Origin of the sequence: Micromonospora sp. NPDC049274, from assembly GCF_040678875.1 — a bacterium.
Lineage (GTDB): Bacteria > Actinomycetota > Actinomycetes > Mycobacteriales > Micromonosporaceae > Micromonospora.
In genome coordinates, this window is sequence record NZ_JBFAQS010000012.1 from 161,711 (window position 1) to 179,757 (window position 18,047).

An 18,047-nucleotide genomic window follows, 5' to 3' on the forward strand; every position below is an offset into this window, starting at 1 on the left:
TTTCCGGTGCACGCTGCCATCCACGGCGTAGGCCGCCGGCGACAACGGTGTCGTCCACACCTCCTCGACGCCCACCCTGGGGATCCAGCGTGCCAACGCGGGTACAACGGCCCCCACCGACAGGGCCCACCGCCTCTGCCCCGCGCAGCAGTGCAAGCGCAGGCTAGCCATATGCAGACCGACAGCGACACGGCGATCACGGCAGCCACCCGCGAGTGGGTGTTTCGCACCACTGGCGCCGCGCCGTCGATCGTCGACACGCAGCGGTGGCGCGGGGACGTCGACGCGTCAGGTCTGCACCTGTACGCCGACCGCGAGGCGTTCCGGGTCGGGTACGCGCCCGCCGGGCAGCCGGCAATCGCACCCTGACGCACCGGCAACACCTTCCCGCTGCGCCCGTGAACGTCGACCAGACAGGAACCCTCATGTCCCAGATTCCGCTCATCGTGGCAGGGCTGGACGGCTCGCCGTCCAGCATGGCGGCCGCCGAGTACGCCGCCACCCTCGCGCTCCGGCGGGGAGCCGAGCTGCGGCTGGTGTCGGGTTACCTCACCCCGTTCTACGGTTTCGGACCGACCATGATGTCCGACCCCTACCTGGGAAGCGTGGATCAGGGCGAGGAGGAGGCCGGCAACGCGCTGCTGCACGACACCTCCGAGCGGCTGCACAAGCAGCACCCGGAGTTGGGCGAGGTGCAGTGCCAGCGGATCGCCGGCGGCGCCGCGTCGGTGCTCGTCGAGCAGTCGCGCACCGCCGCGGTGACAGTGGTGGGCGCCCGCGGCGTCGGCGGCTTCGCCGAACTGCTGCTCGGCTCCGTCTCCGCGCAGCTTGCCGCGCACGCCCACGGCCCGGTCATCGTGGTCCGGCCCCCGGTTGCCGACACGGTCGTCGAGCGTGGCCCCGAGCAGCCGGACCTGCCGGTGCCTGCCCTCGGGCCGGTGCTGGTCGGCATCGACGGTTCACCGGCCGCGGACGCGGCCCGGGACTTCGCGGCCACCGAAGCCGACCAGCGGCAGGTGCCGCTGATCCTCACGCATGTCTACTGCCCCGGCCCGTGGGAACGCTTCGCCGGCAACGATGTCGATGCGCAGGCCGCCGCGGAGCGCGCCGCCGAACAGGAAGCTCAGCAGATCCTCGCCGACGCCGCCGCGATCGTGCAGGCCGGCCACCCGCACGTGGACGTGCGATCCCGGCCGATCCGCAGCCTCAACCCCGAGCACAGCATGATCGACGCGTCCCGTGACATGGCGTTGACCGTCGTCGGCTGCCGTGGCCGCGGTGGCTTCGCCGGGATGCTGCTCGGCTCGGTCAGCGGCGCGCTCGTCCACCATGCCCACGGACCGGTGGCCGTCATCCACGCCGGCACGCACTGATCACCAGCTCGTCCCTGCACGCAGACAGCTCCGGGTTTCCGGTGCCAGCAAGGGGAAACGCATCATGACCACCACCATCTGGATCGTCGTCGCGACGCTGGCAGTGCTGCTGCTGGGGCTGTCCCTCAAGGTCGTCAAGCAGTACGAGCAGGGAGTGTTGTTCCGGCTCGGCCGGGTCATCGGCGTCAAGAAGGCCGGGCTGACCGCGATCATCCCGTTCGTCGACGTGCTGCACCGGGTCAGCCTGCGCATCATCACGATGCCGATCCAGTCGCAGGGCATCATCACCCGCGACAACGTCAGCGTCGACGTCTCCGCCGTCGCGTACTACCGCGTCACCGACGCGGTCAAGTCGGTGGTGGCAATCGAGAACGTCGAAGCCGCCATCAACCAGATCGCCCAAACGACCCTGCGCAAGGTCGTCGGCCAGCACACCCTCGATGAGACGCTGTCCGAGACTGACCGCATCAACCTCAACATCCGCGAGATCCTCGACGTCGCCACCGAAGAATGGGGCGTCGCGGTCACCCTGGTCGAACTCAAGGACATCCAACTGCCCGAGAGCATGAAACGGGCGATGGCCCGCCAGGCCGAAGCCGAGCGGGAGAAGCGCGCGAAGATCATCGCTGCGGAGGGTGAGGCGCTTGCCGCCGACGCACTCGGCACCGCCGCGGACATCATGATGGCCCACCCGCTCGCCCTGCAGCTCCGCAACCTGCAGAGCCTCGTCGAGCTCGGCGTCGACAAGAACTCCACAGTCGTCTTCCCCGCCCCGCTGATGTCCACCATCGGCGAGCTGGGCTCGTTCCTGGCCCGGGAGAACGCGGCCGCCGCCGCAACCCCGCCGAACATGACAGCCACGCCACCTCCTGACCAGCCGTTGCCTGCTCAGCCCGCCCCCAACGGCAAGGCCCCGCTCGCCGGCGCCACCCCCTAGAGACCGATTGTCTGGTCGCCGTCTGTCGTAGGGGACGGACGGCGGCCGGGCTCAAACAGCCGAACCACCAGGCGTACGCCCGGTGGACACCGCACCATCAGCCCAAGAAGGATCGTGAGTGCGATGGTCGACATCGCCCGGAACCACAACGCCGCAACCCCCACCGCGGCCGGCCCCACGATGCCACCGACGGCGCCCCTGGCCGTCGCCGTACCTGACGCGGTCCGCCGGGCCGCCGACGGACGGCACGCCGTAGACGTCGACGCCCGGTCCACCGGTCGTGACTCGTCAGCGGTACTTCCCGGCACCGAGAGCCGCTCCGCCGTCGCGGCCCGTTACCTGCTGGCGGGCATCCGGATCGCGTTGGGCTGGGTCTTCCTCTGGGCCTTCCTGGACAAGCTGTTCGGGTGGGGATTCGCCACCCCGTCGGCGCGGTCCTGGCTCAACGGCGGCAGCCCCACCGCGGGCTTCCTCGGCGGCTCCGAGGGCCCGTTCAGTGGCTTCTTCACCGCCATCGCCGGCAACGCCGTCACCAACGTGCTGTTCATGGGTGCGCTGCTGGCCATCGGCACGGCGCTGATTCTCGGCATCGGGATGCGGCTCGCCGCTGTCGGCGGGGCGATCCTGGTCGTCATGATGTGGGCAGCGGTGCTGCCGCCGTCGAGCAACCCGTTCATGGACGACCACCTCATCTACGCGGCCGTCCTGATCGTCCTGGCCCTGCTCGGCGCCGGGAACACCCTGGGCTTCGGCAAGGCGTGGTCGTCCACCCCGCTGGTCCGTAACGCCACCTGGCTCAAGTAGCCAGACCTGCTGTGGGTCACCCGATGTCGCGGTGGCCCGCAGCGCCCGGCCTCCGGCGCCCGGCGGCAGCGCTTCGGGCGGAGGCGCACAGTGTTGCGCCGGCACGGGTGACTGGTCAGGCCCCGTCGCCGACGTTATCGCTGAACGAGGTCCCATCGTGAGCGACCAATTCCAGCATGAGCCGTCTGTCGTCGTGCCCGGCTGGTGGGGCCGGCGCCGCCGCGGCATTCGCCGCCGCCGGTCTGTACGGCCTGATAGCCGCTTGGGCGACCCCACGGGGACGGTCACCGCGCGTGCGGTTACGTAGGCGCGATCTCGCAACTGGGTACGGCAGCCGCCGGCCTACCGGTTCAAGGGAAGGGTTGTCAGCCATGAGGGTTCTCGTCGCTGCCGCAAGCAAGCATGGATCCACTGCGGAGATCGCGGCTCACATCGCGACCGCCCTACGGGGCGGATTGCCGTCCGGTTCCGTCGTCGATGTCGCCGCTGCGGCAGAGGTCACGGACGTGACTTCCTACGATGCACTGGTGCTGGGAAGCGCGGTCTATATGGGACGTTGGTTGGAAGAGGCCCGCAGCGCGGCAGAGCGGATCACGTCGAACCCACCGCGATCGGTGTGGCTGTTCTCCAGCGGCCCGATCGGTGATCCGCCCAAGCCCGCTGGGGCGCCGGCGGAGGTCAGTGGCATCGTCGCGTCCGTGCAGGCACGCGATCATCGCGTCTTCGCCGGTCGCCTCGACCGCCACCGCCTCGGCCTAGCGGAGAAGGCCATGGTCATGGCCTTGCATGTCGCGGTGGGCGACTTCCGGGACTGGTCGGAGATCGACACCTGGGCTGGCCAGATCGCCGCTGAACTGCGACAGCCCGTCGCCGGGTAAGCCCTCCGACGCCGGGGCATTCCTGCCGCAAAATCACCCGTTCATCGCACGCGCCTGGTCAACGGCGCGTGTTGCGGATTTCGCCCTGGACCCCGCTGGCGCTCCGCGCACCACCGTCGATACGGGCTGTCAGGCGCGCAAGCAAGTCCATCAGCGGGACGGACGGCAGCGTTCAGCGCCACCGTCGGTGCGCGAGCAGCAGACGTCATGGCCAACAGCCCTGGAGGGCCGGGGGACCGGTCGGACGTTCGGGTCTTGTGGCCCTGTCCGACACACCGCCTCCCGGGGCACGGTTGAGTCGCGCACGACGGTCGAGCCGAGCTTGAGACGTTCCGGCACCGAGGTGAGACAGGAGGCGGCGACGTGGAGACAGGCGCAGAGCGGATGACCGTCGTGGGGATCTCTCCCGGCGCGATCGCGGGGGACAGGGCCCGGACAGTCCGGAGCTCGCTGCGATGACTGCGGTTGCCGAGGCCGTGGCCGATGATGCGGGCGACCTGACCGGACCAGAGTCCCGCTTCCGCACCCGGTTGTACGAGAACAGCGTCTGCGTCGCGCGGGACTTTCCGGTCGCTGAGATCTCCGCGCATCTCACCGACCCGACGTCCGTGGTGTGGCTCGATCTGTGTCGGCCCACCGCTGGTGACTTCGAGATGGTGGACACCCAGTTCGGGTTGCACGAGCTCGCCATCGAGGACGCCCTCCAAGAGTCGCAGCGCCCGAAGCTCGACCGGTACGCCACGCACCTGTTCATCAGTGCCTACGCGGTCAAGATCGAGTCTGCGGGCATCCGGTTGCGTACCAGTGAGATAGCCGTGTTCCTGACCGACCAGGCGTTGATCACCGTACGCAAGGACGAGGGCTTCGACATGGCGCCGGTCCTTGCCCGCTGGGACTCCTCGGCCGATCTCGCGAGTCACGGCGTCGCGTTCCTGCTCCACGGCCTGCTCGACCATATCGTCGACGGGCATTTCCGTGCGGTCGAGCAACTCGACGAGGGCATCGAGAGGCTGGAGGAGCTGTTGTTCGGCGAGCGCCGGGCGCAGATCCAGGCCGTGCAGCGGCGCTCCTTCGAGCTGCGTCGCGACCTCGTCGTGCTGCGTCGGGTGGTGCTGCCGATGCGGGAGGTCCTCAACAGCCTGCTGCGTCGGGACCTGCATGTCGTCGACGAGGTGATGACGCCGTACTACCAGGACGTCTACGACCACGTCCTGCGGGTGACCGAGTGGACCGAGTCTCTGCGCGACCTCGTCGCGACGACAGTCGAAACGAACCTGACGATCCAGGCCAACCAGATGAATCTGATCATGAAGAAGGTGACCAGCTGGGCCGCGATCATCGCCGTCCCCACTGCCGTCACCGGCTTCTACGGCCAGAACCTGCCCTACCCCGGATTCGGCTCCCAATGGGGAGTGCTGGCTTCCACAGCCCTGATCGCCGCGCTCTCCGCCGGCCTTTACGGGGTCTTCAAACGCAAGGACTGGCTGTAGTAGCCGGAGGAGAACGGCCCGGCATAAGGGGTCTTCTGGCCCTGACGATCTGGCGGTGGCGAGCACATGCTGAGCAGCATCGGCGAGCTCGGCTCTCTCCTCCGGGAGCAGCGCGGCGCTCCCGTCCCCGCTGCACCGATCAGTCGTGGCAGCGCGCCAATGGTCAATGGCAAAGCGTTGGCCGGGACCTGCCCTGACGGTGGTCCGCATGACCGCCTCGCGCCTTCGGTAGACCGTCGTCACGTACGGCGTACCGCAATGTTTCGCTATCGACAGGAAAGGCGGCGGTCCTGATGACCGCGACCCGCACCGCACCTCTGGACAGCGCATCCATGCTCCATGTGGCGGCGGGGGAGCCTTTGGGTTCCGACGAGCTGGAGCGCCTCGACGCGTACTGGCGGGCGGCGAACTACCTGTCGGTCGGGCAGATCTACCTGATGGGCGACCCGCTGCTGCGCGAGCCGCTGCAACCGGCCCAGGTCAAGCCGCGGCTGCTCGGGCACTGGGGCACCACACCCGGCCTGAACCTGCTCTACGCCCACCTGTCACGGATCATCGCGGCCCGCGGCCGGGAGGTCATTTACGTGACCGGCCCGGGTCACGGTGGCCCCGGGCTGGTGGCGAACACCTGGTTGGAGGGCACCTACTCGGAGATCTACCCGCGGATATCGCAGGACGCGGTCGGTATGCAGCGGTTGTTCACCCAGTTCTCCTTCCCCGGCGGCGTGCCGTCACATGTCGCGCCGGAGACGCCCGGGTCGATTCACGAGGGCGGTGAGTTGGGCTACTCGCTGTCGCACGCGTACGGCGCGGCACTGGACAACCCCGACCTGGTCGTGGCGTGTGTCATCGGCGACGGTGAGGCCGAGACCGGGCCGCTGGCCGCGTCGTGGCACTCGAACAAGTTCCTCGACCCGGTCGGTGACGGTGCGGTGCTGCCGATCCTGCACCTCAACGGCTACAAGATCGCCAATCCGACCGTCCTGGCCCGCATCAGCGACGACGAACTTCGCAAGCTTCTCGAGGGATACGGACACAAGCCCTACCTCGTCGCCGGCGACGATCCCACCACCGTCCACCAGCTCCTCGCCGCCACCCTCGACGTCGTCTTCGACGAGATCACCGAGATTCAGCGGGCCGCCCGCGAGAACGGGGTCACCGAGCGGCCGCGCTGGCCGATGATCGTGCTGCGTACCCCCAAGGGGTGGACCGGTCCGCGGGTCGTCGACGGGCTGCAGGTGGAGGGGACGTGGCGCGCCCACCAGGTCCCGCTGACGGCGGCCCGCGACGACGCCGCCCACCTCGACGCCCTCACCACATGGATGCGCTCCTACCGGCCCGAGGAGCTGTTCGACGCCGACGGCGCACCGCAGTCCTGGGTGGTCGACTGGCTGCCCCGAGGCGAGTTGCGCATGTCGGCGAACCCGCACACCAACGGTGGTCGATTCCCCCGCGACCTGGAGTTACCCGAATTTCGTGACTATGCGGTCAAGGCCGGTGAGATCGCCGAGGCGACGCGGGTGCTGGGCGGTTGGTTGCGCGACGTCATGGCGGCGAACGTCGAGTACCGCAACTTCCGCCTCGTCGGCCCGGACGAGACCGAATCGAACCGGCTCGGTGCCGTCCTCGACACCACCGGCAAGGCGTGGCAGGCCCGAGTCGACGCGGTGGACCAGCACCTGGACCGGCACGGCCGGGTCATGGAGATCCTCTCCGAGACGACCTGTCAGGGCTGGCTGGAGGGATACCTGCTGACCGGCCGGCACGGGTTGTTCTCCTGCTACGAGGCCTTCATCCACATCGTCGACTCGATGTTCAACCAGCACGCGAAATGGCTGAAGACCACGAGGCACCTCGGCTGGCGCAAGCCCGTGCCGTCGCTGAACTACCTGCTCACCTCGCACGTCTGGCGCCAGGACCACAACGGCACCTCCCACCAGGACCCCGGCTTCATCGACCACGTCGTCAACAAGAAGGCCGAAGTCGTCCGGGTCTATCTGCCACCGGACGCCAACACCCTGCTCTCGGTGGCCGATCACTGCCTGCGCAGCCGTGACTATGTCAACGTCATCGTCGCCGGGAAGCAACCCGCCCCCACCTGGCTCGACATGGACGACGCCGCTCTGCACTGCGCCCGCGGACTCGGTATCTGGGACTGGGCGAGTAACGACGACGGCGACCCCGACGTGGTTCTCGCCGCCGCCGGAGACGTACCGACCTACGAGATCCTCGCCGCGACGGACCTGCTCCGCCACCACCTGCCCGACCTCAGGGTGCGGGTGGTCAATGTCGTCGACCTGATGCGCCTACAGCCCGACTCGGAGCACCCACACGGTTTGCCGGATCCGGAGTTCGACGCCATCTTCACCACCGACCGGCCAGTCATCCTGGCCTACCACGGCTACCCGTGGCTGATCCACCGGCTGACCTATCGGCGCACCAATCACCACAACCTGCACGTCCGCGGCTACAAGGAGGAGGGCACCACGACGACACCGTTCGACATGCTCGTCGTCAACGACATGGATCGTTTCCACCTCGTCATGGACGTCATCGACCGGGTTCCCGGCCTCGGTCGCAAGGCAGCCGTCCTGCGCCAACAGATGGTCGACAAGCGCGCCGAGCACCGCGCCTACGTGCGGCGTACCGGCGAGGACCTGCCCGAGATCCGCGACTGGGTGTGGCCGTGCACCCCCTGACCGGCCGGACGTCCCATCACACAGAAGGAGATCCGGCCATGAGCACTGAGGCATCCATCCGGGCCGCCGACACCCGCGCCGAGGCCCGGGCGCTGTCCGCCGCCGCCGCAACGGCGGGACACGCCCCGTCGATCCACAACACACAACCCTGGCGCTGGCGTGTGACAGGCAACGAGCTGGACCTCTATCTCGATCACAGCCGGGGCCTGGAGATTACCGACCCCGACTCCCGCCTCGGAGTCCTGAGCTGCGGGGCGGCGCTGCACCATGCTCTGGTCAGCCTCGCCGCAGCCGGCTGGCACACGCTCGTCACCCGCATGCCGAACCCCGCCCACCCCGACCACCTCGCGCAGGTACGCATCGACCACCGAATCCCGGTCACCCCGGCCGCGGTACGCCACCTGCAAACCATCGCGCTACGGCACACCGACCGCAGACCCGTCGTGAGTGACCCGGTCGCTGCCGACAAGCTGCACGCCATCGTCACGGCCGTCGAATCCGCCGGCGCTCACCTACACCTGCTCCAACCAGACCAGGTGTACGACCTGGCCACCGCCGTCGATCACGCTCAACGCACCGAATCCGACGAGGTCGCCTGGCGTGCGGAGCTCGCCTACTGGACCGGCGGCACCCGGCCGCTGGGCACCGGCATTCCAGACTCCGCCATCGGTGATCGCGCTCCGCAGACGACCGTGCCCGGTCGCGACTTCGGCCACTACGGCGACCTGCCCATCTCCGAGGCGCACGAGAACGCCGCCACCTTCGCGATTCTCTACGGGTCTGAGGACGGCCGGCTCGACTGGCTTCGCGCCGGCGAGACGCTCTCCGCCTCCTGGCTCACCGCCACCGAACTCGGAGTATCCGTCCTGCCGTTGAGCGCCACGATCGAAGTGGCCGTCACCCGTGAGCACCTGCGGCGCCTGCTGGCTGACCTCGGCCACCCGCAGCTCGTGCTGCGCCTCACTACCGCGGACCCGGCCGGTACCGCCGCTGCGCACACTCCGCGAATCCCTGCCGAACAGGTCATCCAGCGGGCCTGACCGGCCGTCGCGCACCACCGGCCCCGCGAGGCTGTCACACCCCGATCGAAGAAGGCGGCGAATCACAATGACGACGGTAGCCAAGACGCTGGGCGTACCCGATGTGGGGTTGGAGCCCGGGTCGGACGGCGATCTGTGCCCCGCCTCGGCCGACGCCGGTGGCCTGTCGTCGCGCGATGCCGCGGCGCGGCTGGCGCGTGACGGCGGCAACGTGCTGCCGACGCCGCAACCCACACCGCTGTGGCGAAGGATCGTCACGCAGCTGCGCGACCCGCTTGTGCTGGTCCTGCTCGCCGCGGCAGGGTTCACCCTGGCGACTGCCGACTTCACCGACGCGGCCGTCATCCTGCTGGTCATCGCCGTCAACACCACCGTCGGCGTGCTTCAGGAGATCAAGGCGGAGCGGGCCATCACCGCCCTGTCCGCCCTGACCGCCCCGGCCGCCCGGGTGGTCCGCGACGGCCGGCAACGCGAAGTCCCCGCTGCCGACCTCGTCACGGACGACCTGCTGATCCTGGCCGAAGGTGACGTCGTACCCGCGGACGCCCGCCTCGTGGAGTCGGTCGCGCTGCTCGTCGACGAAGCAGCGCTGACCGGAGAATCCGCGCCCGTCGACAAGTTCTCCGCCGCCACCGGCACGGACTCGGCTTCTTCAGCGGTCGTGTCGGCGGGCACGGTCGTCGTCCGGGGCCGCGGGCGTGCCGTCATCACCGCGACCGGCGCGGCCAGCGCGATGGGCCGCATCGCCGCCATCTTGGTGACCAGCCCCGGCCTGACGCCCCTGCAGCGTCGCCTGGCCGGCGTGGGCCGTCAGCTCGCTGTCGGCGCGCTGTTGCTCTGCGGGCTTGTCCTGGCCCTCGGCCTGGTGCGCGGACAACCGTTGCAGCTGATGATCGTCACGGCGATCAGCCTGGTGGTGGCCGCGGTACCGGAGTCACTGCCGGCCGTGGTGACCCTCAGCCTGGCCCTGGGCGCACGCCGGATGACCGCCCGCCACGCCGTGATCCGCAGGCTGCCGGCAGTGGAGACTCTCGGATCGGTGACGATCCTGGCCACCGACAAGACCGGCACCCTCACCGAGGGCACCATGGTCGTTCGGCAGCTGTGGACCCCACGCGGGGATGCCTCGGTCAGCGGGTTCGGCTTCGCCCCGGACGGGCGGGTCCACCGAGACGGCGAGAACGTCGTCGCCGGCCAGGCCGGCGACCAGGCTCCCGACCTCGTGGAGCTGATGCGGGCAGCCGTGCTCTGCAGCGATGCGTCGCTGCGAGCGCCCAGCCCGGACAGCGACGACTGGCTGGCCGTCGGTGATCCCACCGAGGCGGCGCTCCTGACCGCCGGCGGTAAGCTCGGCATCGACGTCGACGCGCTGCACCAGGAGTGGCCCCGACACGGTGAGGCACCCTTCGACAGTGACCGCAAACGGATGAGCACCGCACACCAGTTGGCCGACGGCCGCATACAGGTCATCTGTAAGGGGGCCCCGGAGGCGCTTCTGCAGCCGGCGATCATCACCGACCACCCCGACGTGCTGCGGCGGGCCACCGACCGGGCCGACACCTTCGCCCGCCAGGGATACCGGGTCCTCGCGGTGGCCCAGGCCGAACGCGACACCGTGCCCGGCGGCGCCGCGGGCTACGAGCACGGCCTGCGGCTACTGGGCCTCGTGGCGATCCTGGACCCGCCGCGCGCATCCGCCGCAGCCACCATCGCCGCGTGCCGCGGCGCTGGCATCACCCCGGTCCTGATCACCGGCGACCACCCCGCCACCGCCACCGCGATCGCCACCGAGCTGCACATCATCGACGTCGGTCAGACGGCGGTCGACTGTCGTGTCACCGATCCCGGCCCGGCGGCCACCCAGGGCGTGCGGGTCTTCGCCCGCGCCACCCCGCAGCAGAAGGTTGCCATCATCGACGCCCTGCGTGCCGCCGGGCACGTCGTCGCGATGACCGGCGACGGCGTCAACGACGGCCCCGCACTGCACCGCGCCGACATCGGCGTGGCCATGGGCAAGCGCGGCACCGAAGTCGCCCGCCAGGCCGCCGACCTGGTCCTCGCCGACGACGAGCTCGCCACCGTCGTCGCCGCCGCGCAGGAGGGCCGCCGCGTCTATGCCAACATCCGCCGGTTCCTGCTCTACGCCCTGTCCGGCGGCGCCGCCGAGATCGCCGTGATGCTGGTCGGGCCGTTCGTCGGCCTGCCCCTGCCGCTGCTCCCGGCCCAGATCCTCTGGATCAACCTGCTCACCCACGGCCTGCCCGGCCTGGCAATGGGCAGCGAACCCGCCGACCCCGACGGGATGCGCAAGCCCCCACGCCCGCCGGCGGAAACCGTCCTCGGGGCCGGACTGTGGCAACGCGTCCTGCGCGTCGCGGCGGTCATCGCCGCCGTCACGGTCGGCGTCGGCGTGTGGGCGCACACCACCGACCGGCCATGGCAGACTCTGACGTTCCTCGCTCTGGGCCTCACCCAACTCGCCGTGGCCCTGGGATCACGTGCCCGCCCCGGCACCGCGGCCAACCCCATGCTGTTCGCCGCCGTCGGCGGCGCCCTGTTGCTGCAACTCGCCGCCATCTACGCCCCACCGCTGCGCGAGCTGCTCGGCACCGAACCGGTCACCGCCACCGACCTGCTGATCGTGACGGCTCTTTCCGCCCTGGGCTACGCGGCCATCCGCCTTGACCGCCGCATCCACTCGACCCCGTGACCACCCACGATGGTGGGTAGGCCCAGTCCGGAATCCTCGGAGTCGACCTGAGCTGGGCCTACTGCTTCGCCGCCCATGCCGCCGCCCGGTGGAGCGCCTACCGACCATCATCAGCGTCCAGCGGAGGTAAACCATGACCGGCCCACCCATCCTTGTCGGAGTCGACGGGTCTGACTGCAGCCTCGTCGCGGTCGACCTCGCAGTCCGTGCGGCCGCGTTACGCGGATGTCCGGTAGGCATCGTCTACTGCGACCCATGGGCCGACCACCCCGCCTGGGCGCACAACGACCCGGCCGGGGAACTGACCGGCGGCCTCCTGTCCGACCCTCAGCAGGCCATCCGGGCCGCCATCGACCGAGCAGACACCAACGAGGTGCCGGTGACCGGCGAGGTGCTGGCCGGGAACCCGACCACCGTCCTGGTCCGCGAATCAGCCGACGCGGATCTCCTCGTTCTCGGACACCGAGGCCGGGGCGGCTTTCCCGAGCTGCTGCTCGGTTCGGTCGCGGTGACGGTGGCCGCGCACGCCGCCTGCCCTGTCCTGATCACACGCGGGAGTCCGCAGACCGGAGGTGAGGTCCTGATTGGTGTGGACGGCTCGCCGGGTAACCACGCGGCCATCGGTTTCGCATTCCACGAGGCCGCCCTTCGCAAGGCTGACCTGCGGGCTCTGCACACTCGGCAAGAATCGAATAGCACCGACCACGCTTCGACGATCGAGAACGACCCCGGGTCCGACTTCGTCGAACAGGACCAGGTCCTGACCGAAGCATTGTCGAGCTGGTCGCAGAAGTATCGGCAGGTGGTCGTACACCGGCAACTGGCGACCGGCCGAGCGGCACACGCGATCGTCACCGCCAGCAATCGCGCCCAACTCGTCGTACTCGGGGCCCGTGGGCGCGGCGGGCTTCATGGCCGGCGCCTCGGCTCGGTCAGCCACGCCGTCCTGCACCACGCGGCCTGCCCGGTCACCATCGTGCACGACGCATCGAAACAACAAGGGGCCGCAACCCGCCATCGCCGAAACCGCCACGATGCACCTCAATCGCTATGACGGGGACGTCGACGCCGGTGTGTGGCATCTGGACGAGGTTCTGCTCGGCAAGCTGCGTGCCGCCGACCAACTGGACATGTCTCGGGCGGTGATTGACGGCTCCACATCCGTGCTCTCAAGCGCGGCCCAAAACCGGTCCGAGCCCGGTTGACCGACGCAAGCCAGGCTCGAAAATCCACGTCATCACCAATGCCAGCGGCATCCCTCTCGCCGCGAGGCATCCGCGGCCGGCCGCGGCAACAACCGCAGCGGATCTACGCCGACCGAGGCTACGACTTCGACGGTAAATCTAGCCCGCACTGAGGTCCCTTCGTCGATAGATGACCGTGGAACTGACCGCGAGAGCGACGGCGAGCACCGTCATCAGGGCTGCGGCCGGACGGTCCCAGGCCTCGGCGGGCACCGACCCCATCCAGTCCAGCGGGGACAAGTGCCGTGCCCAACCGGGAATGCGCAGGAGGTCGGCGCGCAGACAGACGATGACTCCCCACGCGATGGCCAGCCAGGCGAGGGTGACCAGCCGCGGGCTCAATGCCGACAGAGCCGCGGCGATGCCGGCGAACAAAACAACTGCGGGGCTGTACGCCAGGGTCGCGATGAGTCCCTGGCCGAAGTAGCTCCAGTCGTTGAACCCCGCGGCGAGCCCGAGCCCGGTGAACAGCCCGGCGCAGCTCAGCAGCAGCAGTGACCAGCCGGTGACCAGCAAGGTCGCTGAGGTCCACCACCGTGTTCTGCTGACTGGCGCGGCGAGGCTGTGACCGATCCGCCCGGAGGTCTCCTCCCGGGCCAGCCACCGGCTGATCTGCAGCCCTGCGGCAGCCGCGATCAGCGCGTTCATTTGCACGAAGACGGTCAGGGTGGCATCGACGTTCGAGACCTGGCCGCCCGCGGCTGACGTCAGGTCGCTCATCTGCTGGGTCAGGTATCCGAACGCGAACGCGAACAGTCCCGCTGCGACGATCCAGCCGGCACCGACGCCGCGCGTCAGGCGTACCAGCAGGGTGAGCGGCGAGCGGATCCACGGTGCCGCCGAGGCCGGGCCCGGACGGGGAGCGATGATACCGGCGCCCTGGTCGCGTCTGGTGGCGACGAGCGCGGCAATGCCGAAGAGGAGAGCGGTGAAGGCCAGGAACGCGAGCCACGGCCACCACGGCGGTGCAGCCGAGAAGGGTCGGATCTCCGCCGGCCAGGACCCGGGGTTGGCCCAGGTCGCGTTCCAGCCGCGCACATCAACGACAGCCCGGGTCAGGTAGCTCACCAGCCAGAATCCGACGGCGAGCACGTACGCGGTGCGAGCGTCCCGGCAGCACTGCGCGGCCACGGTGCCGACCGCTGTGAAAGCCAGCATGAAGATCGCCAGTCCGCTGGCGTACAGCAGCGAGCCTCGAACCGGGCAATCCATCAGCAACAGACTGAACGTGCTGAACGCAAGGGTGAGGGCGGCGGTAACAGCCGCAGCGGTGACACCGGCGGCGGAGGGCGCGAGCCGATGGACGGCACCGGCCGTGAGGATGTCCAGGCGTCCGCTGTCCTCCACACCGCGGGTGAAGGCAATGGCCAGGTGCAGACCAATGAGGGGAATCAGGATCAGGGTGAGGTATCCCATCTCGTTGGCGACCATGCCGCCCAACGTGCTCAGGTCCTGTCCACGTCCCTGAAGGGCTGCGCTGGCCCGCATGGCTTCGGAGGCAGCCGCGTAGGCGTTGCGGTCGGCCTGTTGCGGATACGTGTCGGCGAGCGTGGAGGCGGTGCTGGCCACCAGCCCGGCCACCAGCAGCGGCCACCCGATCACCTGCAGCTTTGCCGTGCGGAGACTCAGGGCAAGGCAGCTCCAGTACCCGGTCATCACCGTGCGCCGACCGGCGTCGGCGCGCCAGCCTCGGTGTGAAAGTTGGTGCGGAACAGTTCGTCCAGGCTGGGCGGCTCGACAGTCAGCGTCGCCGGGTCGCTTGCTACGACGTAATTGACAGCTCTGCCGAGGGCGTCGCGTCCGGCGCGGAAGCTGATATGGACGCCGTCCGGGCGTACATCGCTGTGCAGATCTACGACGCCGTCGAGCTCGCGCAGCCCGTGCACCGGCTTCGCGGTCACAGCGGAGACGCTGGTGAGCGTGTGGCTCCGCAGCTCGGCGAGGGTGCCGTGGCGCACCACCACACCGCGGCGCACGATGCTGACCCGGTCGCACAGGGCCTCGGCCTCGGAGAGGATGTGACTGCTCAGCAGGACGGTGTGCCCGTTGCGCTTGAGGTCGTGGACGCACTGTTGGAACACGTCTTCCATCAGTGGGTCCAGGCCCGAGGTCGGCTCGTCGAGGAGGAACAGGTCGGCGTTGGTGCTCAGCGCGGCGACGAGAGCGACCTTCTGCCGGTTGCCCTTGGAGTAGGTGCGGGTTCGTTTGGTCGGGTCCAGGTCGAAGCGCTCGATGAGCTCACGTCGCCGGCGCGGATGGGCGCCACCCTGCAGCCTGCCCAGGATGTCGATGCATGCTCCACCGGTGAGGCCCGGCCACAGGGACACGTCGCCGGGCACGTAGGCGAGCCGCCGGTGGGCCTGCACTGACTGTTCCCAGCAGTCCATTCCGAAGATCTTGGCGTTACCGGCATTGATCCTCAGCTGGCCGAGCAAGGCTCGGATCGTGGTGCTCTTACCCGCTCCGTTCGGCCCGAGGAAGCCGTGCACTTCTCCTTGGTCAACCACAAGGTCGAGGCCGTCCAGCGCTTGGGTGTGCCCGAAATTTTTGCGCAGACCCATTGCCCTGATCGCATCCATGTCTCCACAGTGGCACATCTCGAAAAGCATCGGGGTGAATAGGCAGATTAATCTGGTGTGAGGGCCTCCGGCGGCCTGTAGGTGCGGACTTTGTCGTCATCTAGCAGCATTTCAGCAGCACGGAGGCGGTGCTCCTTCGGCTTTCGCTGAGACTGCAGCAACCGCGTCGGGGGTATAGGGTCGTGATGTCACTCGAGACCCTGTTGACTGTTGGGGTCCGACACCCCGGACAACTCTCTGAGCTCGCAAGGTCTACTTGGGGTGCTGATCTCCATCGAGACCCTTCTTGAAGGATCCTTCTTAATCGGCGCGTGAAGATTTGGCGTGCCCGTCATCGCGGTCTGACCTGGTTGCGTCGATTCATCGGCAGAACATTCGGCAGCGCGCGTGCGTGCTGTTAGCCATCCATGCGGCAATTCGCCCGCTGGCGCAGGTCTCGGGGGCACAATTAATGTTCTGGTCGTCACTGAGACGTGTTTCGGCAATACCGCACGGGTGGCCGAAGCCGTCGTCGTCGGCCTGCGTTCCCGGGGGTACGTGGTCACCGTCGCCGATGCCGCCTTCGCGCCGGTCGCTGACGACGTCGACCTCCTGGTCGTCGGTGCGCCCACCCGCATCATGGGGCTGCCCGACCCGGGAAGCCGTCGGCAAGTCGAAGCCAGAGGCGGCAGCGCGCCGGCCACCGGCGTCGCGGAGTGGCTTGACGTCCTCCCCGCCGAGCAGGACTACCGCGCGGCCGCGTTCGACACGATAACCGGCATGGCGTTCGTCTCCGGCCTCGCGGCAAAGGGTATCGAGAAGCGGCTGCGCCGCCACGCGATCGACGTGGTCGCCCGGGAGAGCCTTCTTGTCGGGCCGGTGCAAGGGCCGCCGGCAGATGGCGAACTGGCCCGTGCCGAGAGGCGAGGCGCTGTACTCGGGTAAGACGCGGCGCCGGCGTCCAGGTTCAACCCGGAAGAAGTGGAGATTCGAGCAGTGGCGGTAGTCCGTATGAGTGAGACGCTCGTTGATCGCTTCCGGGGCGTCCTGGAACGGCGTGCCGACGCTCCGTTCTACCGGTTTCTCGGCAAGGGGGAGGACCAGCCGCAGGCTCTCACCGGCGCGGCCCTCGACCGGCGGGCCCGTGCCATCGCGGTCGCGCTGGGCGAGCGCGCAGCCGTGGGCGACCGGGCGCTGATCCTCTGCCCACCCGGCCTGGACTACGTCGCCGAGTTATTCGGCTGCCTCTATGCCGGGGTGTGGCATTGCCGGCCTATCCGCCGGATCCGAGCCTGCTCGCCCGGATGATGCCCCGTCTGCTCGGCGTGATCGAAGACTGGACCCCCTCGGTGGTCTTGGTGCCCGCATAGGCCCTGTAGACGGTCGGGTCGAAAAACGACTCGCCGTCGGATCGTTCGTGCAGGCTGATGCTGCCGTAGCCGTCGGTGACACCGAGGCGGTCGATCTCGGTGGCCACGTTGTAGAACGACTCGGCCCGTAGGAGGAAGCCGGGCGCGGCTTCCTGGCACCGCGTACCAGTCGATGGCGTTCGTGTAGTCCCGCTGCGCCGGATCAGGAGAGTTGGTCCCGTCAGATGAGACACCGATTCCACCCACCGCGGCTAGGATTGCGCGAGCTTCAGAGTGGCGCTGAGCGTCATCGGTGGTGGGGCAATGGGTCGTGTCGCCCCTCGGGCACATCATTACTACATATCGATCATGATCGGCGCAGGTTGACCTGCGCGGATTCTTTCATGGTTGGTGTGCAGTGCTCCTGGTCGCAGACGATGGTGATCTTCGTTCTGTGCAGGAGCGTGACCAGGTCGTGTGGAGTCTGGATGCCGCCGGGGAAGCGGGGATGGTCAGCGAGTCGCACGATGATGGGATCTTCCCTGAGGTGAAGGATCTTGCGTCTGCGGGGGGTGGGCTGTTGAGCGCTGGTGTGGCCGCGCGCGATGCTGGCGAGGCTCTGGCCGTCCAGGCGTTGGGCGAACATCCACCGCACGTGTCCCGCCGTGGCCGGATCCGGTTCGAGGCGTTGAAGCCGGCGACCCCTGCCGCTTGGGCGGCGCTCGGATGGGGGCCGGCGTCCGCGAGTCGGTAGCCGTAGGGCGGCCGGCCTGCGAGATACCGTCCCTGCTCTCGCGCTTGCACCCCGCACCGCCGTGACGACCCGGAACCGGGCGCGCTGCACCTCACAGAAGGTCGCAGTAGAGGTCGCCGACCGGGGGCCGCAGCGCGCCGGGGCCCCCGGTATCGTCAGCCGGGCTGACGGTCACCGCGCAGGCGGTGGGGTGAGGGTCGAGGTCGACTAC

At 69.0% G+C, this 18,047-nt stretch carries 16 protein-coding genes and 1 pseudogene; 13 read left to right on the plus strand and 4 right to left on the minus strand.

The genetic code is table 11. The annotated features are described in order from the left end of the window. Positions 1–171: 171 nt before the first annotated feature. From AB0K10_RS22650 to AB0K10_RS22700, 11 genes and pseudogenes are all read left to right on the plus strand, one after another. Positions 172–369 (plus strand): hypothetical protein, encoded by a 198-nt coding sequence (locus tag AB0K10_RS22650; protein ID WP_363686416.1) that lies wholly within the window; start codon positions 172–174, stop codon positions 367–369. A gap of 56 nt (positions 370–425) precedes the next feature. Next, on the plus strand, positions 426–1,373 hold the full coding sequence (locus AB0K10_RS22655; RefSeq protein ID WP_363686417.1) for a universal stress protein: 948 nt from the start codon (positions 426–428) through the stop codon (positions 1,371–1,373). 64 nt (positions 1,374–1,437) lie between these two features. Next, positions 1,438–2,310, plus strand: coding sequence for a slipin family protein (locus AB0K10_RS22660; protein ID WP_363686419.1), 873 nt, complete (start codon positions 1,438–1,440; stop codon positions 2,308–2,310). Positions 2,311–2,424: 114 nt separating this feature from the next. Next, positions 2,425–3,114 carry a DoxX family protein gene (locus tag AB0K10_RS22665; protein WP_363686421.1) on the plus strand — a complete coding sequence of 230 codons (690 nt, stop codon included), beginning with the start codon at positions 2,425–2,427 and terminating at the stop codon, positions 3,112–3,114. Positions 3,115–3,485: 371 nt separating this feature from the next. Continuing rightward, positions 3,486–3,992 carry a flavodoxin domain-containing protein gene (locus tag AB0K10_RS22670; RefSeq protein WP_363686422.1) on the plus strand — a complete coding sequence of 169 codons (507 nt, stop codon included), beginning with the start codon at positions 3,486–3,488 and terminating at the stop codon, positions 3,990–3,992. Positions 3,993–4,447: 455 nt separating this feature from the next. Continuing rightward, on the plus strand, positions 4,448–5,482 hold the full coding sequence (locus AB0K10_RS22675) for a magnesium transporter CorA family protein (RefSeq protein ID WP_363686423.1): 1,035 nt from the start codon (positions 4,448–4,450) through the stop codon (positions 5,480–5,482). A gap of 332 nt (positions 5,483–5,814) precedes the next feature. After that, positions 5,815–8,181, plus strand: coding sequence for a phosphoketolase family protein (locus AB0K10_RS22680; RefSeq protein WP_363686478.1), 2,367 nt, complete (start codon positions 5,815–5,817; stop codon positions 8,179–8,181). A 38-nt stretch (positions 8,182–8,219) separates the two neighbouring features. Next, entirely contained in the window at positions 8,220–9,221 is a 1,002-nt protein-coding gene (locus tag AB0K10_RS22685; protein ID WP_363686424.1) for a nitroreductase, read from the plus strand. Between the two features lie 67 nt (positions 9,222–9,288). After that, complete coding sequence (locus AB0K10_RS22690; RefSeq protein ID WP_363686425.1) at positions 9,289–11,931, plus strand: cation-translocating P-type ATPase; 2,643 nt, start codon at positions 9,289–9,291, stop codon at positions 11,929–11,931. 133 nt (positions 11,932–12,064) lie between these two features. Beyond that, positions 12,065–12,985, plus strand: coding sequence for a universal stress protein (locus AB0K10_RS22695; RefSeq protein WP_363686426.1), 921 nt, complete (start codon positions 12,065–12,067; stop codon positions 12,983–12,985). Positions 12,986–12,998: 13 nt separating this feature from the next. Next, positions 12,999–13,261: pseudogene (locus AB0K10_RS22700) on the plus strand (IS5/IS1182 family transposase); the annotation flags it as partial. 13 nt (positions 13,262–13,274) lie between these two features. Here the strand turns inward: AB0K10_RS22700 and AB0K10_RS22705 are convergent. Beyond that, the gene (locus AB0K10_RS22705) at positions 13,275–14,756 is read right to left on the minus strand and encodes a hypothetical protein (RefSeq protein ID WP_363686428.1); all 1,482 of its coding nucleotides are present in this window, start codon (positions 14,754–14,756) and stop codon (positions 13,275–13,277) included. A gap of 74 nt (positions 14,757–14,830) precedes the next feature. Next, entirely contained in the window at positions 14,831–15,754 is a 924-nt protein-coding gene (locus AB0K10_RS22710) for an ABC transporter ATP-binding protein (RefSeq protein ID WP_363686430.1), read from the minus strand. Positions 15,755–16,249: 495 nt separating this feature from the next. Between AB0K10_RS22710 and AB0K10_RS22715 the strand changes: the two genes are divergently transcribed. Further along, positions 16,250–16,678, plus strand: coding sequence for a flavodoxin/nitric oxide synthase (locus tag AB0K10_RS22715; RefSeq protein ID WP_363686432.1), 429 nt, complete (start codon positions 16,250–16,252; stop codon positions 16,676–16,678). A 66-nt stretch (positions 16,679–16,744) separates the two neighbouring features. Next, on the plus strand, positions 16,745–17,041 hold the full coding sequence (locus AB0K10_RS22720) for a hypothetical protein (protein ID WP_363686434.1): 297 nt from the start codon (positions 16,745–16,747) through the stop codon (positions 17,039–17,041). On the opposite strand, the gene AB0K10_RS22725 is transcribed toward AB0K10_RS22720, so the two are convergent. Next, the gene (locus tag AB0K10_RS22725; protein WP_363686436.1) at positions 17,007–17,210 is read right to left on the minus strand and encodes a hypothetical protein; all 204 of its coding nucleotides are present in this window, start codon (positions 17,208–17,210) and stop codon (positions 17,007–17,009) included. The two genes, AB0K10_RS22720 and AB0K10_RS22725, sit on opposite strands and share 35 nt — an antisense overlap. A gap of 239 nt (positions 17,211–17,449) precedes the next feature. Further along, the gene (locus AB0K10_RS22730) at positions 17,450–17,728 is read right to left on the minus strand and encodes a hypothetical protein (protein WP_363686438.1); all 279 of its coding nucleotides are present in this window, start codon (positions 17,726–17,728) and stop codon (positions 17,450–17,452) included. Positions 17,729–18,047: the final 319 nt, after the last annotated feature.